The following is a 15,170-nucleotide window of genomic DNA, read 5'->3' on the forward strand; positions in this document are numbered from 1 at the left end:
TGGGTTCGGGGCATCAGGCGCGCGTCTTCGGCATCAAGCTAAAAGCGCCGTGTGTACTTCTGATGAACCGCCTGGGAACGAGCTCACTCCAGTGGACCGTCGCCGATCAAACTAAGAAATATCCCAGGTGAAGACGGAAATCTTGAACGACTAGGTGGACGACTTCGACCCGTTCCCGGAGCGACGTAGGCGACGCGACAGGAAGGGGGGAAGCACGACGGCGAGGAGCAGGAGAACGCCGGCGGCAAGCATGATGTACTGCGGCGTCCCCCACCCATCCGCCGCGAGGTTGAACGGCGCGGACACTGCCGCCGGCCCCCCTGAAGAACCGGGCGAGACCTGGTTGCCGTTCGCGTCGTAGACCGGGCCACCGGCGTTCGTGGCTGCCCCCCCGCCGCCGGCTCCGCTGCTGGTGCCCCCCGAGCCGTCGGAAGCCCCGCCGCCACCGCTGGCCGACGTGCCATCGTCGTTCACGGCGCCGGCTCCGGTGCCGGCGGTCGCCTGCTGCGCCGCTCCGCCGGTGCCGGTGACGCACTGGGTGGGACCCTGCTTGTCGCAGGGTTTCGGCTGCGGAGCAGCCAGTGCGAGCTGGTTGTTCGAGGGCGAGTCGCCGGGTTTGAACGTCGGGTTGTTGCAACTGTTGAAGTCGACGCCGCCGACCGTCCCCGGGATCTTCGTGATGACGTCGGATGCCGCCTGGACCAGGTTCATCGGCAGCGGGGAGTATCCGAGTGCCGAGGCCTGCTGCTGGCCCTCGCAGATCATGTAGTCGGCGAACTTGCTGAGCGTCTTGCCCTTGTCGGTCGTAAAGACCTTGTTCGTCTGGGTGGGCACGATCATGTACGAGTAGCTCGACATCGGATACGTGCGGGGGTCGGTGTTGTTGTACACGCCGTCGAGGTTCTGCGTCAGGTCGGGATTGATCGTCGCGCCCATGAGGGCGACCGCGACCGACTGATAGGTCGGCTCGATGTAGTAGCCGGCTTGGTTCAGCACCTTCGCGACCGGGAACCCCGACTTCAGCGCGTAGGAGTACTCGACATACGTGATCGCGCCTTCGCCATAGTCCTGGCTCACGTAGCCGGCGACACCGAGAGACCCGTTCTGCGCCTTGAACGTGGAGTTGATGACCGGGAACTGCGAGGTCATGTGGTACGTCCAGATGTCCGGGAATTGGGCCGCCATCCACGCCGTGAACTGCGCGCTCGTGCCGGAGCCGTCGGATCGGATGACCGGCGTGATCGTCTTGTCCGGCATCGCCAGACCGGGGTTGTCGGCCTGGATCGCGGGGTCGTTCCAGTTCGTGATGGCCCCGGTGAAGATCTTCGCGATCACGGGGCCGGAGAGGCGCAGGTTGGTCACCCGCTGGCCGCCGATCTTCAGGTTGTACATCAGGGACGTGCCACCGGCGACGATCGGCATGTACGCGTAGGACGACGTGGGCACCTCGGGCGGGGATCCGTCCTGCGGGTTGGCCTGGAACGGGATCTCGCTGACCGCGAAGTCGACGGTCTGGTTGATGAAGTCCGTCCGGCCGGCCGACGACCCGTTCCCGGAGTAGTTCACGGTCATGCCGTAGTTGCTGGCGACGTTCTTGCGCCACTGATCCAGCGCGTTCTGCGACCACGTCGAGCCGGACCCGGAGATCGGGACGTACGAATCGGCGGCGTGCGCCGGGCTGACGCCGACGCTCAAGAGCGCGAGGGCGATCGCCCCGACGGCGAGCCGGGACAGACGGGCGCGGACGTTCACGAGGGGGTCTCCTCTGGAGATGCGGGACGGTTGTCGGCGGCGCGCCGGGCCAGGCGCCATTCGAGGTCTGCGGGCGGCCTGCCTTTGGGCTTGCGGGCGTCCGACGCCGCGGCGTCCGGATCGGCGGCACGATGCGACGCGTCGATGCGCGCGAGGTCGCGACGGGAGGCGTCGGCAGCCGCACGACGCTGACGGTCGCTGAGCTGGCCCGGCCCCTTGCCGCCGATGAGGCGGGCGATCATGAAGAGCGTCAGCACGAGGAGGACGAGTACCGCGGCGGCGCCGAAGCCGCGGGCGATCATCGTCGGCTCGGGTGACTTGACGAAGTCGAAGACCTGCAGCGGGAGCGAGATCATGGGCCCCTGGAAAGGGTTCAGGTTCATCTCCGCCGTCACGCCCGAGGTCAGGAGTACGGGCGAGGTCTCGCCGATACCGCGCGCCGTGCCGAGGATGACGGCGGTCACGAGCCCCGACCGTGAGGTCGGGAGGACCACGTTCCACACCGTCCGCCACCGGGTGGTGCCCAGCGCGTACGAGGCTTCGCGCAGGTTGTTCGGCACGAGGCGGAGCACGACGTCGGAGGCCCGGATGATGATGGGCAGCATCATCACGCTGATCGCGAGCGAGGCGGCGAAGCCTGAACGCTGGTGTGTGATGAGCGTGACGATCGCGGCATAGACGAACAGACCCGCGACGATCGACGGGAGGGCCGTCATCGCATCCGAGATGGTGCGGACGAATCGGGCGAACGGGCCGCCGATCTCGTTCAGGAAGACCGCGGTGGCGATGCCCAGCGGGATCGTGATGATCAGGGCGATGCTGATCTGGATGAGCGTGCCGACGATCGCGTGCGAGATACCGCCGAGGCTGAGCGGATCCAGGGGACCGGCGAGCTTCATCGTCTCCACGAAGAAGTTCGGGTTGACGAGCGCGGGGATGCCGCGGATGACGGTGTAGAGGAGCACGAAGACGAGCGCGCAGAGCAGGATCACGCCGGCGGAGTAAAACAGCGCCGTCATGATGCGCTCGCTGACGGTCAGCCGGTCGGCGCGCAGGGACGAGAGGACGGCGTACGCGCCGAGGAAGGCGAGGAACGAGATGACGATCCAGCCGACGATGCCCGTCATCGGGGTCAGCCAGCCGAACAGCAGGGTGGCGATCGCGAGACCCGCGGCCACGCCGCCGAGCAGGTTGAACGTATCGTCGAGGCGGATGCTGCGGAGGTCGCGCTTCTGCCCGACCTCGCTCGTCCGCTCGGGGATCTCCGTGCGACGCGGCTCGAGCTCGTCGAGCTCGGGGTCGTCCGGCAACTCCTCGAGCGGCGGGGCCTCGATCGTCGACATCAGTTGCTCTCCGCCCCGGATCGGCTGCGCGCGACGATCGTCGACGCCGTGAAGTTCACGAGCAGCGTCATGATGAACAGGACGAGGCCGGCCGCCATCAGCGCCGACAGCCCGAACTGACTCGCCTCGCCGTAGCGCAGCGCGATGAGGGCGGACACCGAGTTCGTACCGGTCTTCAGCACCTGCCAGTTGATCGAGAAGATCGGCGAGATGATCATGACGACCGCGATCGTCTCCCCGAGAGCCCGGCCGAGGCCGAGCATCGTGCCGCCGATGATCCCGCCGCGGCCGAACGGCAGCACGACCGTGCGGATCATCCCCCACCGTGTCGACCCGAGGGCGAGCGCGCCTTCGCGCTCGCCAAGCGGCGCCTGCGAGAACGTCTCCCGCATGACGGAGGTCTGCGTCGGCACGACCATGAGCGCGACGACGATTCCCGCGATGAACGCCGACGACGTGTAAGCGCCGGCATCCGTCATGTGCTGGCCAGAGGCGTCGGTCACCGCGAAGATCGGGATCCAGCCGAAATACGTCGAGATCCACTGCGAGATGGGGATGACGTTGGCCTGCAGGAAGAAGACGCCCCAGAGGCCAAACACGACGCTGGGGACCGCCGCCATGAGGTCGACGAGCGTGATGAGGATCGATTTCACCCGGCCCGGGACGATCTCGCTGATGAGGAGCGCGGTGCCGAGGGCGAGCGGCACCGAGATGCACATCGCGATGATCGCGATCGTGATCGTGCCGAAGAGGACCGCCACGATTCCGAAGTGACCGGTCTCCGGCGACCACTCCTGCGTGGTGAGGAAGGAGAACCCCGCGACGCTCAGCGCGTCACCGCCGCGCAGGGTCAGGAACAGGCCGACCGCGAGCATGATCGCGACCGTCGTGCCGCCCGCTGCGTAGCTCACACCGCGGAAGACGCGGTCGGCACGCACGGGGCGCGACTTCAGGGAGCGCGGCGTGGGTGGCGCCGGCGTGGTAAGCACCTCAGTGGGGGCCTCGCTCATGAGCTGCTTCCGTTCTCCGCCATGACGCGAGCTGATCTGGACTCGCCGAGCATCCGCCCCGCGGGTGAATCGGATGTGGAATCCGCCTTGCCGAGGAGTATCGACACGGCGGTCGAGGAGTGGCCGCTCATCGGGCACCGCCTGTCGGTCCGGGGGACGGTGTTGCCGTCGGGGTGGGCGTGGAGGTCGTCGTCGGCGTGGGCGTCGGGCTGGCGGTCGCGGAACCGCGTGAGACGCGCAGCACGACGGGCGAGCCGAGCGGACGGCTGCCCTGCGGTGCCACCGACAGGACCGTGCCGGACGCCGCGTCCGACGCTGCCGGCTCGATGGAGGCGACGAAGCCCGCGGCGGCGAGCCGCACGGTCGCCGACCCGACGTCGAGCCCCGCGACGTCGGGCACCACGTTGTTGCCGCTGCCGACCGTGAGCGCGACCGCCGTGCCGAGCGCGACGGATGCGCCGGTGGCGGGCAGGGTGTCGGTCACCGTGTCGGCAGCGACCGCGGCATCCACCGCGTCGACCGGCCCGACCCGCAGACCGACCCGCCCCAGCGCGGCGATCGCCTCGCCCCGCGAGAGGCCGACCAGCTCGGGGACGGCCACGAGCTGTACCGCGGCGGGCGAGGCCGTCGTGGCGGATGCCGTCGGCGAGGGCACCGTCGACGCGGCCGCGGTCGGGGTCACCGAGGTCGGGCGCGCGCTCGCCGCGAGCGCGACGATGACCGCGATCGCCGCCGCCCCGGCGCCCGCCACGACCCACCCCTGGGCGAATCGGCCGCGGCGGCGTGGCGCGAGGTGGGCGGGGTTCATTCCGCCGGCTGCGGGGGTTTCGACGCTCGTCCGGTACACCGCGGTGTGCCCGCTGATGTCGTCCGTGGCGAGCGGCGGGAGGAGGGGGATGCGTTCCGTCACGCCCGCACCGTTCGCAGCATCGGTGGCCGCAGCATCCGCGAGCGCCTCGCGCAGGGCGATGCGCATGCCGGTCGCGTCGTACCGGTCGGCGGGGTGCTTGCGCAGCGCGTGGGCGAGCACCCGGTCGAGCGCCGCGGGCACGTCGGCGCGCACCGAGCTCAGGCGCGGCGGCGTCGCGCCGAGGTGCGCGCGGACGACCTCGTCCGTGGTGCCCGCGAAGACCGGCGCGCCGGTGAGAGCGAACCACAGAGTCGCCGCGGCCTGGTACACGTCGCTCGCCTCGACGACGGACGCGCCGGAGAGATGCTCGGGCGACGCGTAGCGCACGTTCGCGACGACGCCGTCACCACCGGGCGCGCTCAGCAGGGCATCCCCGCCGCGCGTCGAACGGCCCGGGATGTCGGCGAGGCCGAAGTCGAGCAGCCGCACCGAGGCCGGATCGACCGCGCCGGTGTCCGGATCCGTGTCGAGCATGACGTTCGCCGGGCTCACGTCGCGGTGCACGACACCTGCCGCGTGCGCGCTCGCGAGCGCATCGAGGAGGACGTCCGCCACGGTAACGGCCTCGGCGACCGGCAGGGGCCCGGCGTCGGCGACGTGCGCGGCGAGGGTCCTCCCCCGCACGAGCTCCATCGCGATCCAGACGGTCGGATCGGCGCCCCGCTGCACCCCCCAGTCGAGGATCGCCGCGATCGCCGGATGATCGACGGCGGAGGACGCCCGGACCTCCTCGAAGAAGGCGTCCCACCGCCCCGGGTCGCCGGCCAGATGCGGATGCAGGAGCTTCAACGCGACATGCGCCCCGGCGTCGTCGACGGCCTCGTAGACGGATGCCGTGCCGCCCGCGCCCAGCCGGCGGACCGTGCGGTATCGCGCGATCCGCATCAGCGACGCGCGCCCCGGATCGCGGTCCGCGACGCGAGGGGCACCGCGGCCTCGGGGGTCTCCTCGACCAAGATCCGCGTGACGATCTTCGCGGCGTTATGCGCGATGGCGCGGCCCTCGTACCAGCGCGCGCACATGAGCGTCGCAGCGCCGTCGAGGGCGGCCTCCCAGCCGAAGCCGCGAAAGGTCGGCGCGACCACGAGGCGCGTCGTCATCCGCGCGGCGCCCGCCCGCAGGGCCTCGATCGCGGCCGCGGCGTCGCCCTCGGAGCCGAAGAACCGCGCACTCCGTGCCAGGTCGCGGTTGTTGGGGGCGACGAGACGCCAGCCGAAGATCGGACCGACCGGCGGCACGAGCACGTCCTCGCCGTAGGCATCCCCCGGCTGGCGCCGGAGCTCCTGGAGGAGCTGCGCGCTGCGCCGCCACTCCGCGAGCGCCTTCTCCCGCCCGGAGGCGAAGTCGACGAGGACGAAGTGCGCCGCTGCCACGGTGAACGCTCCTCGTCTGCGCGGCGGTCGCGCGTCAAACAGCGTGGGGGTCGCGGGCGAACGGAGGTGCGTCCCGAAGACGAACGACAGGTTGCCGAAGTCTCGACGAGAGGTGTTTTAGCCGCCGTCCCGAGCAGACGCGGCGCACAACTCCTGCGGATCCTGCGCGTGACGCGGCGCGCCCCGCAGGATGACGCGGGTTCGGGTCCGCCGCGGGCCGTTTTGCAGGAGTTGTGCGCGACGCGCCAGCGCACTACCTCTTGTGTATTACAAAAGATAGAATGGTCTTGTGTACCTCGGAGTCGACTGGAGTGAGCGAGAGGCGCACATGGAGGAACGCCATGGCGTAACGGTCGAGCAGGCCGAGGAAGCCCTCGCGGACCCGCGGCGGATCGTCTTCGAGCCGGACTACGCGAGCCGCTCGGGACGCTCCGTGAGAGTGATCGGCTACTCCAGGATGCGAGCACAGTGCTCGCAGTCATCGTGGTGGTCGACGACGACGACGGGAAGGAATGGGGTGGCTCGGGGTGGCCCGCGAATGCGCGGGACCTGGGCTACTACGAGAGGAACGACGATGAGCAAGATCAGTGACCTGCTCGCCTCGGAAGTCGAGGCAGCGGAGCAGGCGTCTGCCGACCCCGCTACCCCACTCCCGAAAGGAGTGCGAGTGACGCGAGGCCACGACCGCACTCGGGTCCTCCAGGTACGCCTCAGCGAGGAAGAGTACGCGGCCGTGAGCGAGCGTGCGGATGCGCACCACGTGCCCGCTTCGACCCTCGCTCGAGACGTGCTTCTGCGGAACCTCGAGTCGGTCTAGCAGCCTCGGCTAGAGGCCGAGGGCGTGGGCGACGGACTGGGCGCGGGCGATCAGCTCGCCGCGCTGCTCCTCCACCCGCGCGGGGGCGGTGCCGCCGCGGGCGGAGCGGCTCGCGACCGAGCCCTCGATCGTGAGCACGGTCCGCACCTCGGGCGTCAGGCGCGGCGACACGGCGGCGAGCAGGTCGTCGGGGGCCTCCTCGAGGCGGATGCCGCGCTCCTCGCACGCGCGGACGAGCGCGCCCGAGATCTCGTGCGCGTCGCGGAAGGGGATCCCGGCGCGGACGAGCCAGTCCGCGACATCCGTCGCCAGCGAGAAGCCCTCGGGCGCGAGCTCCGCCATCCGGGCCGTGTCGAAGCGCATCGTCGCGACCATGCCGGCCACGGCCGGGAGCACGAGCTCGAGCGTCGTGACGGAGTCGAAGACGGGCTCCTTGTCCTCCTGCAGGTCGCGGTTATACGCGATCGGGAGGCCCTTCAGGGTCGCGAGGAGCCCCGCGAGGTTGCCGATGAGGCGGCCGGACTTGCCGCGCGTGAGCTCTGCGATGTCGGGGTTCTTCTTCTGCGGCATGATGCTCGACCCGGTCGAGTAGCCGTCGTCGAGGGTGACGAAGCCGAACTCGCGCGTGTTCCAGAGGATCACGTCCTCCGCCAGCCGCGACAGGTCGACGCCGATCATCGCCGCGACGAACGCGAACTCCGCCACGACGTCGCGCGCGCTCGTGCCGTCGAGCGAGTTCTCCGCGGGGCCGCCCGAGAGGCCGAGCTCGCGCGCGACCAGCTCCGGGTCGAGGCCGAGGCTGGATCCCGCGAGCGCTCCCCCGCCGTACGGCGAAACGGATGCCCGCACCGACCAGTCGCGCAGGCGCTCCAGCTCGCGGACGAGCGGCCACGCGTGCGCCTGCAGGTGGTGCGCGAGGAGGATGGGCTGCGCGTGCTGCAGGTGGGTGCGGCCCGGCATGATGGCGTCCGGGTGGGCCTCCGCCTGCGACACCAGCGCATCGACGACGCGGAGAAGGTCGCGGGCGATGACCCGCGCGTGGTCGAGCAGGTACATCCGCACGAGCGTGGCGATCTGGTCGTTGCGGCTGCGGCCGGCGCGGAGCTTCCCGCCGAGCTCGGGACCCGCCTCGCGGATGAGGGCCGCCTCGAGCGCGCCGTGCACGTCCTCGTCGGAGGCCGCGGGACGGAGCGTGCCGTCCTGGATGCGGCGGCTCAGCGTGTCGAGGGCCGCGTGCATCCGCTGCTCCTCGTCCGCGTCGAGGTATCCGGCCGCCGCGAGCGCCTTCGCGTGCGCGTGAGAGCCCGCGATGTCGTAGAGCGCGAGGGTCCAGTCGAAGTGCGTGGAGCGGCTCAGCGCCGCGAGCTCCGGCGACGGCCCCGACGCGAAGCGGGCGCCCCACAGCGCGCCCTCGTTGGTGCCATGCTCCGTACCGCCGCTCATCCCTCCAGCCTACCGGCGGGTGCCCGGCGCCCCAGCGCGGGGCACCGTCCCGCGAGACTGCATCCGCGCGCCGAGGCTTCCGCCCTCATCCGCGGCCTCGGCGCTCCGATGCAGTCTCGCGGCCGGGGTCCGGGGCGGGGGCGCGCTCGCGCTCGGGGATGCGGGAGACGGTGTCCAGCACCCACTCCAGGGGGCCGCGGCCCAGGGTCAGGGCCCACGCGGTGCACGCGAGCACGAGGGCGATCGTCAGCGGCCAGAACGGACCGAGCGCGCGGAAGCCGAGGAGGCTCTCCGTCGTGCCGAGCGCGACCAGGGCCCAGGCGGCCCAGGCGAGGAGCTGCGCGGTGTACGCGGTCAGCGGCATGCTGCCGACCGCGCGGAGCGGCAGCACGAGCCAGCGGACCGGCGTACGGCACAGGAGCATGCACAGGCAGATCACCGCGATCGCGAATGCGCCCGACCCCACCGCCTCGAGCAGCCCGCTCGAGTGGGCGTGGCCCGTCCACACGCGCGCCCAGTAGTCCCCGGCCACCTCCCCCTCGCCGACGGCGGGCGAGAGCGCGAATGCGACGAACGCGATCCCGAGACCGACCAGCGCGCCGATCGTGCACACCGCGATCGACCGCAGGCCGAGCCGCGCGAGCCCCATCCCAGCCGCGAGGAACGCGAACCACAGCGTGAACGGGTAGTGCCATCCGGTCAGGAGCGCCAGCAGGTGACCGTACGGATTCTCCCAGAGCGGCAGGTCGCTGAGGATCGGCTGGAGGAACGGCATCCCCACGGCCACCACGGCGGCGATCGCGAACAGCGCTCGCGCCGACAGGCCGAGGAGCGGCAGCGCGAGCAGGAACAGGATGCCGTACGCGGGCAGGATCACGAACACCGGCAGAAGCGTGCACACCAGCACGACGCCGATCAGCCAGATCACCCCCGCGCGCACCGCGATCCGGAAGCGCGCGTCGCGTCGGCGCTCCCCGGTCGGGATCCGCGTCCCCCCGGTCATGAGGCCGATCGACACGCCTGCGAGCGTCGCGAACAGGATCGACGACCGCCCGTTCACGAGGTCGGGCCACGTCGCGCCCGGATCCGCCGGATCGAACGGGGCGAGCGTCAGCAGGTGCGACGCGAGCATCCCGATCACGGCGAGCCCGCGCGCGAGGTCCACGCCCTCGAGCCGCCCGGGGCCGGAGAGCCGTTGCCAGGCGCCGGTCAGGGCTGGCGAAGGAGCCACACCAGCAGCGCCTTCTGCGCGTGGAGCCGGTTCTCCGCCTCGTCCCACACGACGCTCTGCGGACCGTCGATCACCTCGGGATCCACCTCGTAGCCGCGGTCGGCCGGGAGGCAGTGGATGAAGATCGCGTCCGGCCGGGCGAGCGCCATCGTCTCGTTCGTCACCTTGTAGGCCGAGAGGTCGCGCAGGCGCGCGAGCTTCTCCTCCTCCTTGCCCATCGACACCCACGTGTCCGTCACGACGACGTCGGCGCCGGCCGCCGCCTCGATCGGGTCGGTGAAGAGGGTGACGGATCCGCCGGTCTCGGCGGCCCGACGGTCGGCATCCGCGACGACGTCCTCCCGCGGCGCATACGCCTCCGGAGAGGCGACCCGCACGTGCATGCCCGCGGTGACACCCGCGAGCACGTACGAGTGCGCCATGTTGGAGCGGCCGTCGCCGAAGAACGCGAGCGTGAGGCCCGCGAGATCGCCCTTGTGCTCGCGGATCGTGAGCAGGTCGGCGAGCAGTTGGCACGGGTGGAAGTCGTCGCTCAGGGCGTTGACGACCGGCACGCGCGTGCCGCGCGCCATCTCCTCGAGCCCCGCCTGTGCGTACGTGCGCCACACGATCGCGGCGACCTGGCGCTCCAGCACGCGAGCGGTGTCGGCCGGGGTCTCCTTGCCGCCGAGCTGGCTGTTGGCGGTCGCGATGATGAGCGGCGACCCGCCGAGGTCGGCGATGCCGACCGCGAACGAGACCCGCGTGCGCGTCGACGACTTGTCGAAGATGACCGCGACCGTCTGCGGGCCCGCGAGGGGCTTCTGCGCGAAGCGGTCCTTCTTCAGCTCGATCGCGAGGTCGAGGATCTCGTTCTGCTCGGACGCCGTCAGATCGTCGTCGCGCAGGAGGTGCCGCGTCATGACCGGTTCCCTTCGAGCACGAGCGCATCCTGCACGGTCGCGAGCGCGCGGCCGAACAGGTCGGCGAACTCGTCGACCTCGACGTCGCCGATCGTGAGCGGCGGCGCGAGGCGGATCGTGTCGTCGTTGGGCGCGTTGATAACCAGGCCGTGCTGGTGCGCAGCGGCCACGACCGCCTTCGCGACCGGATGCGCGAGCCCGACGCCGATGAGGAGGCCCTCCCCGCGGATGCCGGTGACGAGCGGGGAGCCCAGAGCCGCGATCCGATCCCGGACCTGGATGCCGCGCTCGGCCGCGTTCTCGACGAGCCCGGCCCGCTCGATCTCGGCGAGCACGGCGGAGGCCACCGCGGTCGCGAGCGGGTTGCCGCCGAACGTCGAGCCGTGCGAACCGGGGTAGAAGAGCTCCCCCACGGTGCCGAACGTGATGAGCGCGCCGATCGGGAAGCCGCCGCCGATCCCCTTCGCGACCGTGATCGCGTCGGGCACGATGCCGGCGCGCTGGAACGCGAACCACTCCCCGGTCCGTCCGGCGCCGGTCTGGATCTCGTCGACGATGAGCAGCGCGCCGTGCCGCGCGGTGAGCTCGCGCGCCGCCTGGAGGAAGCCGGCCGGCAGGTCGATCACGCCCGCCTCGCCCTTCACGGGCTCGAGGAACAGCGCCGCGACGCGGTCGTCGATCGCCGCCTCCAGCGCCTCGATCGTGGACTCGAGGTGCTCGACCCCGGGAATCATCGGCCCGAACGGCGCCTGCATCCACGGCTTCCCGGTGAGGGCGAGCGTGCCCATCGTGCGCCCGTGGAACGAGTCGAGCAGCGAGAGGATGCGCGGCCGCTCCGGGCCCCCGTGCAGCCGGGCGAGCTTGAACGCCGCCTCGTTCGCCTCGGCGCCGGAGTTGCCGTAGTACACGCGACCCCCGGGGCCCGTGCCGGCGAGGCGCTTGAGCCGCGCCGCGAGCTCCAGCTGCGGGGGCGTCGCGAAGTAGTTCGACACGTGCGCGAGCGTCGCCGCCTGGCGGGAGACCGCCTCGACGAAGACCGGATGCGCGTGGCCGAGCGAGTTCACCGCGATGCCGGCGAGGAAGTCGAGGTAGCGCTTGCCATCGGCATCCCAGAGATAGGCGCCCTCGCCGCGGACGAAGAGCTCCAGCCGGTCGCCGGCGTTGAACGTGAGGTCGCGGTCGGCGTCCTCCCGCCACGTACTGTTGTCGGTCAGATCGCTCATTCCGCCACCACCTCTGTTCCGATTCCCTTCTGGGTGAAGATCTCGACCAGCACCGAGTGCGGCACGCGGCCGTCGATGATCGCGGCCGTGTCGACCCCCGCGTCGACGGCGTCCAGGCACGCCTGCATCTTCGGGATCATGCCCGACTCGAGCCGCGGCATCAGCGCGCGCAGCTCCGCCGCGGTGAGGTGCGAGACGAGCGACGACCGATCCGGCCAATCCGCGTAGAGCCCGGGGACGTCGGTGAGGATCACGAGCTTCGCGGCGTCCAGCGCGATCGCGAGCGCCGCGGCCGCGGCATCCGCGTTGACGTTGAGGGAGTCACCGGGGTGGTCGAGGTCGGGCGCGATGCCGGACACGACCGGGATGCGGCCGGCGGCGAGCTGGTCGAGCACCGGCTGCGGGTCGACGGTCACGACATCGCCGACGCGGCCGAGATCGTGCTCGACACCGTCGATGACAACGCCGCGCCGACGCCCGCCGAACAGGCCGGCGTCCTCACCGGACAGGCCGGTCGCGACGGGTCCGTGCGCGTTGATCTTCGAGACGAGCTGCGGGTTGATCTGGCCCGTCAGCACCATCCGCACGACCGAGATGGCCTCGGTGCTCGTGACCCGGTACCCGCCCTTGAACTCGCTCGGGATCTCGAGGCGGTCGAGCATGCTCGTGATCTGCGGGCCGCCGCCGTGCACGACGACGGGCTTCACGCCGACCCAGCGGAGGTACGCCATGTCGGCGGCGAACGCGTCCTGGAGCTCCTCCGTCAGCATCGCGTTGCCGCCGTACTTGACGACGATGATCTGGTCGCGGAAACGCCGCAGCCACGGCAGCGACTCGATGAGCGTCGCCGCCTTCGCGCTCGCCTCGGCGGGGTCGGTGTCCTGCAGGTCGATGTGGGTCATGTCGCGTAGGCGCTGTTCTCGTGCACGTAGTCGTGCGTCAGGTCGTTGGTGAGGATGGTGGCTTCCGCCGCGCCCGCCTTCAGGTCGATCCGGATCGACACCGTCCGCGGCGACAGGTCGACCTCGTCGCGCGGGCGGTCGGGACCGCCGTCGGCGCACACGCGCACGCCGTTCATGGAGACGTCGACGGCGTACGGATCGAACGCGGCGCGGGTGGTGCCGATCGCGGCCAGCACGCGCCCCCAGTTGGGGTCGTTGCCGAAGATCGCGGCCTTGAAGAGGTTGTTGCGCGCGACCGAACGGCCCACCTCGACGGCGTCCTCCTCGGTGACGGCGCGCACGACCTCGATCACGATGTCGTGGCTGCCGCCCTCCGCGTCGGCCTGCAGCTGACGCGCGAGGTCCTGGCAGAGGTCCGTGAGCTCGGCGCGGAACACGTCGAGGTCGGGACGGATGCCGGAGGCCCCGGACGCGAGCAGCGTGACCTGGTCGTTCGTCGACATGCAGCCGTCCGAGTCGAGCCGGTCGAAGCTGTACCGCGTCGCGTGCCGCAGCACCGCGTCCGCCTCGGCCGCCTCCAGCTCGGCGTCGGTCGTGATGACGACGAGCATCGTGGCGAGCCCCGGCGCCAGCATCCCGGCGCCCTTCGCCATCGCGCCGATCGTCCAGCCCGCGCCGCGCCGGACGGCCTGCTTCGGCACGGTGTCGGTCGTCATGATCGCGCGGGCCGCGGCCTCTCCCCCGGACGCGCTCCGGGCCGCGAGCCCGGCTGCGACACCCTCGAGCACCTTCCCGCGGAACACCTCGTCCCCGGTCCCGATGAGACCGGTCGAGCACACGAGGACATCGCCCGCGCTCACGTCGAGCAGCTCGGCCGTGCGCTCCGCCGTCATATGCGTCGTCTGGAATCCGAACGAGCCGGTGAAGCAGTTCGCGCCGCCGGAGTTGAGGACGATCGCCTCCACGACCCCGTCGCGGATGACCTGCTCCGACCACAGGATCGGGTTCGCCTTCGCGCGGTTGGTCGTGAACACCGCGGCCCCGGTCTTCTGCGGACCGGTGTTGACGACGACCGCGACATCGGGCGCGCCCGTCGACTTGAGGCCCACGGCGACCCCGGCGGCCTCGAATCCAGCGGCGGCGGTGACGCTCACGACAGTGCCTTTCTCATCGTCACGGGGCGATCCCATTCACGGTCAGGGCGCGGTCCTCGGGAAGGCCGAGCGCAAGGTTCAGGGACTGCACGGCGGCGCCGGCCGTCCCCTTGACGAGGTTGTCGACCGCGGCCACCACGACGACGCGGCCCGCGGCCCGGTCGATCGCGAGGCCGAGAAGCGCGGTGTTGGCCCCCAAGACGTCGGCGGTGCGCGGGAACTCGCCCTCGGGGAGGAGCTGCACGAACGTCTCGCCGCCGTATGCGTCCTCCCAGGCGGCACGGATCTCGGCATCCGTCGCCCCCGGGGAGATCGGCGCCGTCGAGGTCGCGAGAATGCCCCGCGCCATGGGCACGAGGACGGGCGTGAACGAGATCCGGATGTCGCCCGCGGCCGGCGCAGCGGCGGCCAGCGCCTGCCGGATCTCCGGGATGTGGCGGTGCGTACCGCCGACGGCATACGGGTTGGCGCTGCCGAGGAGCTCGCTCGCGAGGAGGTGCGTCTTGAGGCTCTTCCCCGCCCCGGACGGGCCCACCGCGAGGACCGTCACGATGTCGGACGCGTCGATGACACCCGCGGCGACACCCGGCGCGAGGCTCAGGCTCACCGTGGAGGCGTTGCAGCCCGGAGCCGCGATCCGCGTCGCGCCGACGAGGCGCTCGCGCTGCTTGCCCCCCGCGACCGGCAGCTCGGGCACGCCGTACGTCCACGGCTCGTGGAAGTCGCCGCCGTAGAACGCGGCCCAGTCGGCCGGCGAGGTGAGCCGGTGGTCGGCACCCGCGTCGATCACGAGCGGGACGTCGGCGAGCGCGTCGGTGTACTGCCCGGACTGCCCGTGTGGCAGCGCGAGCACGACGATGTCGTGCCCCGCGAGCACCTCGGGGGTCGTCTCCTGCAGCGTGAGGTGCGCGAGCGAGCGGAGGTGCGGCTGGTGCGCGATGAGCGGCTGACCGGCGTTCGCGTGCGCGGTGACGGTACGGATCTCGACGTCGGGATGGGCGGCGAGGAGGCGCAGGATCTCGCCCCCCGCGTAGCCGGATGCGCCGGAGACGGCGACCGAAGAGGTCATGAATCCACCTTAGAGTCTGGAACGAGGGCCACTTCGACGGC

Annotated in this window: 13 protein-coding genes; 1 reads left to right on the forward strand and 12 read right to left on the reverse strand. The window is 71.3% G+C overall.

Annotation, left to right across the window (positions count from 1 at the left end; genetic code table 11):
• Window positions 1-150: 150 nt before the first annotated feature.
• The 5 genes from pstS to ABCS02_RS08600 form a co-directional block, all read right to left on the reverse strand.
• Entirely contained in the window at window positions 151-1,752 is a 1,602-nt protein-coding gene (gene pstS, locus ABCS02_RS08580) for a phosphate ABC transporter substrate-binding protein PstS (protein ID WP_345835215.1), read from the reverse strand.
• A complete protein-coding gene (gene pstA, locus ABCS02_RS08585; protein ID WP_345835216.1) occupies window positions 1,749-3,095 on the reverse strand; it encodes a phosphate ABC transporter permease PstA in 1,347 nt (448 codons plus the stop codon). The genes pstS and pstA overlap by 4 nt, the downstream gene beginning before the upstream one ends.
• Window positions 3,095-4,033, reverse strand: coding sequence for a phosphate ABC transporter permease subunit PstC (gene pstC, locus ABCS02_RS08590; protein ID WP_345835217.1), 939 nt, complete (start codon window positions 4,031-4,033; stop codon window positions 3,095-3,097). The genes pstA and pstC overlap by 1 nt, the downstream gene beginning before the upstream one ends.
• Window positions 4,034-4,232: 199 nt before the next feature.
• Window positions 4,233-5,900 carry a protein kinase gene (locus ABCS02_RS08595; protein ID WP_345835218.1) on the reverse strand — a complete coding sequence of 556 codons (1,668 nt, stop codon included), beginning with the start codon at window positions 5,898-5,900 and terminating at the stop codon, window positions 4,233-4,235.
• On the reverse strand, window positions 5,900-6,388 hold the full coding sequence (locus ABCS02_RS08600; RefSeq protein WP_345835219.1) for a hypothetical protein: 489 nt from the start codon (window positions 6,386-6,388) through the stop codon (window positions 5,900-5,902). The genes ABCS02_RS08595 and ABCS02_RS08600 overlap by 1 nt, the downstream gene beginning before the upstream one ends.
• A gap of 289 nt (window positions 6,389-6,677) precedes the next feature.
• Between ABCS02_RS08600 and ABCS02_RS08605 the strand changes: the two genes are divergently transcribed.
• Window positions 6,678-7,205 (forward strand): hypothetical protein, encoded by a 528-nt coding sequence (locus tag ABCS02_RS08605; RefSeq protein ID WP_345835220.1) that lies wholly within the window; start codon window positions 6,678-6,680, stop codon window positions 7,203-7,205.
• A 9-nt stretch (window positions 7,206-7,214) separates the two neighbouring features.
• Here the strand turns inward: ABCS02_RS08605 and argH are convergent, their stop codons facing one another.
• From argH to argC, 7 genes are all read right to left on the reverse strand, one after another.
• Window positions 7,215-8,648, reverse strand: a complete 1,434-nt coding sequence (argH, locus tag ABCS02_RS08610) for an argininosuccinate lyase (RefSeq protein ID WP_345835221.1) — start codon at window positions 8,646-8,648, stop codon at window positions 7,215-7,217.
• An 85-nt stretch (window positions 8,649-8,733) separates the two neighbouring features.
• Window positions 8,734-9,879 carry a heparan-alpha-glucosaminide N-acetyltransferase domain-containing protein gene (locus tag ABCS02_RS08615; RefSeq protein WP_345835222.1) on the reverse strand — a complete coding sequence of 382 codons (1,146 nt, stop codon included), beginning with the start codon at window positions 9,877-9,879 and terminating at the stop codon, window positions 8,734-8,736.
• Complete coding sequence (gene argF, locus ABCS02_RS08620; protein ID WP_345835223.1) at window positions 9,858-10,781, reverse strand: ornithine carbamoyltransferase; 924 nt, start codon at window positions 10,779-10,781, stop codon at window positions 9,858-9,860. Before argF ends, ABCS02_RS08615 begins: the two co-directional genes overlap by 22 nt.
• Window positions 10,778-12,004, reverse strand: a complete 1,227-nt coding sequence (locus tag ABCS02_RS08625) for an acetylornithine transaminase (protein ID WP_345835224.1) — start codon at window positions 12,002-12,004, stop codon at window positions 10,778-10,780. Before ABCS02_RS08625 ends, argF begins: the two co-directional genes overlap by 4 nt.
• Window positions 12,001-12,906: an acetylglutamate kinase gene (gene argB / locus ABCS02_RS08630; protein WP_345835225.1), complete on the reverse strand. Its 906-nt coding sequence runs from the start codon at window positions 12,904-12,906 to the stop codon at window positions 12,001-12,003. Before argB ends, ABCS02_RS08625 begins: the two co-directional genes overlap by 4 nt.
• Complete coding sequence (gene argJ / locus ABCS02_RS08635; protein ID WP_345835226.1) at window positions 12,903-14,060, reverse strand: bifunctional glutamate N-acetyltransferase/amino-acid acetyltransferase ArgJ; 1,158 nt, start codon at window positions 14,058-14,060, stop codon at window positions 12,903-12,905. Before argJ ends, argB begins: the two co-directional genes overlap by 4 nt.
• 19 nt (window positions 14,061-14,079) lie before the next feature.
• Window positions 14,080-15,129: an N-acetyl-gamma-glutamyl-phosphate reductase gene (gene argC / locus ABCS02_RS08640; RefSeq protein ID WP_345835227.1), complete on the reverse strand. Its 1,050-nt coding sequence runs from the start codon at window positions 15,127-15,129 to the stop codon at window positions 14,080-14,082.
• Between the last annotated feature and the right edge of the window lie 41 nt (window positions 15,130-15,170).

The organism is Microbacterium sp. X-17 (assembly GCF_039615055.1).